Annotated in this window: 3 protein-coding genes; all 3 read right to left on the reverse strand. The window is 68.2% G+C overall.

Annotated features, from left to right (window positions below; genetic code table 11):
* Positions 1 to 533 (reverse strand): thiamine pyrophosphate-binding protein (locus AC5RUJ_RS12835; RefSeq protein ID WP_494155958.1); only part of this gene is annotated, 533 nt, incomplete at its 3' end.
* 69 nt (positions 534 to 602) lie between these two features.
* A complete protein-coding gene (locus AC5RUJ_RS12840; RefSeq protein ID WP_494128791.1) occupies positions 603 to 2,675 on the reverse strand; it encodes a PhoX family protein in 2,073 nt (690 codons plus the stop codon).
* 236 nt (positions 2,676 to 2,911) lie between these two features.
* On the reverse strand, positions 2,912 to 3,429 hold a 518-nt coding region (locus AC5RUJ_RS12845; RefSeq protein WP_494155959.1), incomplete at its 5' end, for an HNH endonuclease signature motif containing protein.

A 3,429-nucleotide genomic window follows, 5' to 3' on the forward strand; every position in this document is an offset into this window, starting at 1 on the left:
GACGGCGCGGCCGCCAGCGAGAGCAGGTCGGCCGTCGCGGCCGCCGGGGCCGGCGGGATGCCCTTCGCGTTGAGGAGGATGGAGCGGATGGCGTCCGTCGGGTCGTCTCCGGCCGGGATGTCCACGGCCGAGCGCACGTGGATGCCGAACAGTCCGTGTTGCACCGTAGTCTGGTTGGCACCGGTGCCGCGCATTTCGGCCGGGCGGTCGGCGGAGAGCACCACCAGCTCAACGCCGGCGTGATTGGCTTCCATCACCGCCGGCAACAGCTCGCCCACGGCCGTTCCGGAGGTTGTGACGACCGGAACCGGGCGCAGCGAGCCCAGCGAGAGCCCGAGCGCGGTAAACGCCGCGCCCCGCTCATCGATGCGCACGTGCAGCCGCAGGTCGCCATGCGTTTCGGCCTCGGCAAGCGCGTACGCCAGCGGGGCGCTGCGCGAACCCGGCGCGATAACGACGTCGCGCACTCCGCCCCAGACCAAGGCCTTCACGGCCAGTCGGGCGGTATCCATCGAGCTCAGCTGCGCAGTCACCCCCTCATGGTAAGCAGACGGCCGCGCCCCGAGGGACGCGGCCGGCTGCCTTCCGTCGGCGGGGCCGGGTTAGCGCTTGATGTGCCCGTTCTTGCCCTTGAACATCTGGATCACGGACGGCCGGGGCATCGCGGCGTCGCCCGGCTTGGCGCGGCGCCCGTCCCCGACGTAGTCCGGGAACAGGGAGCGCTGGGCTCCCCAGCTGCCGTCCTCGCCCGGGTGCTGGACGGCGACGAACACCAGCCCGTCGTCGTCGTGGATCAGCGGACCGCAGGTCTCGGCATCGATCGGCACCGCCATGAACTGCTCCACCTTGCCGCGTTCCTGTCCTTCCAGCGTGACGCGGAAGAGAGCGTCGTTGCGCTGGATGGTGCCGGGCTGACCGTCGGTGGAGACCCACAGGTTTCCGGCCGAGTCGAAGGCCAGGTTGTCCGGGCAGGAGATCGGCTGCACCTGGTCGGCCGGGTAGCCGCTGAAGTAGACCGAATCGTCCACCGCCGGATCGCCCGCCACCAGGATCAGCTGCCAGGTGAACTCGGTGGAGGTCTGGTCACCGGTCTCGGTCATTTCGATGATGTGGCCGTGGCGGTTGTTGGCCCGGGGGTTGGGCTCGTCCACCTGCGCGCGGGTCCGGGCGGTGTTGTTGGTGCAGGCCATGTAGATCTTGCCGGTCGCCGGGTTGATCTCCACGTCCTCTGGGCGGTCCATCTTGGTGGCACCCATGGCGTCGGCGGCGAGCCGGGTGTACACCAGCACCTGGTCGATCCGCATGCCCGGCACCAGCGATTCGCCGTCGCGGGTCAGCTGGATCCAGTGCCCGGTGCCGTCGAACGCACCGTCGGAGGGCAGCACGCCGGAGCCGTCGATCTGGTTCTGCGGGGAATTGCCCTTGAAGCTGGCCACGTAGAGGTCGCCCTCGGTCAGCAGGGTCATGTTGTGCTTCTTGTCGCCCTCGCGGTAGGTGCCCTTGGAGACGAACTTGTACAGGTAGTCGAAGCGCTCGTCGTCGCCGGAGTAGGACACCGCGTGGCCGGAGGCGGCGATGGTCACGTTGGCGCCCTCGTGCTTGAACCGTCCCAGGGCGGTGTGCTTGCGCGGGGTGGAGGTGGGATCGAACGGGTCCACCTCGACGATCCAGCCGAACCGGTTGTCTTCGTTCCTGCCCTCGGGCCGATCGGTGTCGAAGCGCGGCTCCGGGATGTGCCAGCCGCGCGACGGGTTGGCGCTGGTCAGGCCGTAGCGGCGCTGCTCGGCGGTCGGGGCGGACACTTTGAAGTACTGGTTGAAGTTCTCTTCGCCCGAGAGCACCGTCCCCCACGGGGTGGTGCCGCCAGCGCAGTTGTTTTGCGTCCCCAGCACGATGCGACCGGTGGGATCGGCCTGCGTCTTCAGCAGGTCAGAGCCGGCGGCCGGGCCGGTCAGTTCGTATTCGGTGTCCATCAGGAAGCGGCGGTTCAGCCTGGCCCCGCGGACGTAGGTCCACGGCTGGCCTTTGCCCTTGCGCTCCAGTTCCACGACGGACAGCCCGTGCGCAGCCATGGCTACCTCGCGCTGGCGTTCGACGGGCATGTCCGGCGGGAACATGATGCCCTCATTGGTGTACTCGTGGTTGGCGAACAGGACCGCACGCTTGCCGTTGCTGCCCGGGATCTCGATGATGTCCAGGTAGTCGTTGTTGTAGCCGAACTGCCCCGACTGGGACTCCTTGGTCTGGTTCTCCGGATCGAACTCCGCGCTGTCGTGGAACAGGGGGTCTCCCCAGCGGATGACCGGATTCCAGTTGTAGCCCTTGGGTACCACGACGTCGTCAACGTTGTTGGGCACGGCCTTGATGCCGTCGAACTTCAGCTTGCTGCGGTTGCCGGGTCCGCGGCCGGCTTTGGCGGCCCGGGCCAGCCCAACCTGTGCCTCGGCGGCAGCCCCGCCGCCGAACATCAGCGCCAGCGCGCCGGCGCCGCCCAACCCCATCATCCGGCGGCGGGAGTATTCGGCGGAGACGATGTCCCGGAAGTAGTTGTTGTCCGAGGTGTTGCAGACGCCCTTGGCACAGGCGTTGTCGCACTTGAGCGCGCAGGTTACGGCGCTGCGTTTTCCGGACACATGGCCCAGCATCGGCAGGTAGCGCTTCTTGGTTTCGGTCACGTTTTCACCTTCTGCATTGAACTGTGGGATCGTCCTCCAGTGTGCTGATCGAAGTCGACCGGCAGGCCGAGCAGTGGTGAATTTTCGGCCAACGGCAGGCAAAACACCTTGCCGGGCTGGGCCGGGACCGCGAGGCTTCGCGTTCTTCCAGGGCGAGGCAACGAGTTTCTTCACGGCTGGCCTCGGCGTCAGAGGTGTCACCCGCAGAATCGGCCAGGCGCATTGCAGCGCCGAGGTCAGAATGGGGGTGGTGCGTTGGGGTCGGTGTTGTCGTCGGGCAGTTCGATGCCGCCGAGCGTACGTTTTTGTGGTGCTTGGTCGCTGCGGTCGATGGTGTCGCGGGCGATGGGGTCGCGGGTGGCGGCGCCGTCGGCTGCTTGTGTGGCGCCGTCGTCGGTGTCCCGGGCTGCATCTGCGGCGCCATCGGTGTTGTCTCCGGCTTCTCCGGCGGCGGCTTCCGTGTCCGTTGGCCTGGGCAGGAGGGTGTCCCAGCCCTCATCCGGGTAAGTGGTCTTGCGGTGGCCGGTGCGCGTGGTCCACGTGATCTGACCGTGTGGTCCGGCCTCGGCCCGGGCGTGCCCGGCGGTCTTCGCCGCGTGGTGGGCGTTGCACAGGCACTGCAGGTTTTCCGGCACGGTCGGCCCGCCGTCGTCCCAGCCGCGGACATGGTCGATCTCGCAGTATCTGGCCGCGCGGCGGCAGCCGGGGAAGCGGCAGTGCCGGTCCCGGACACGGACCAGGCGTTTGAGCCATT

Source organism: Arthrobacter sp. Y3223164, from assembly GCF_059091005.1.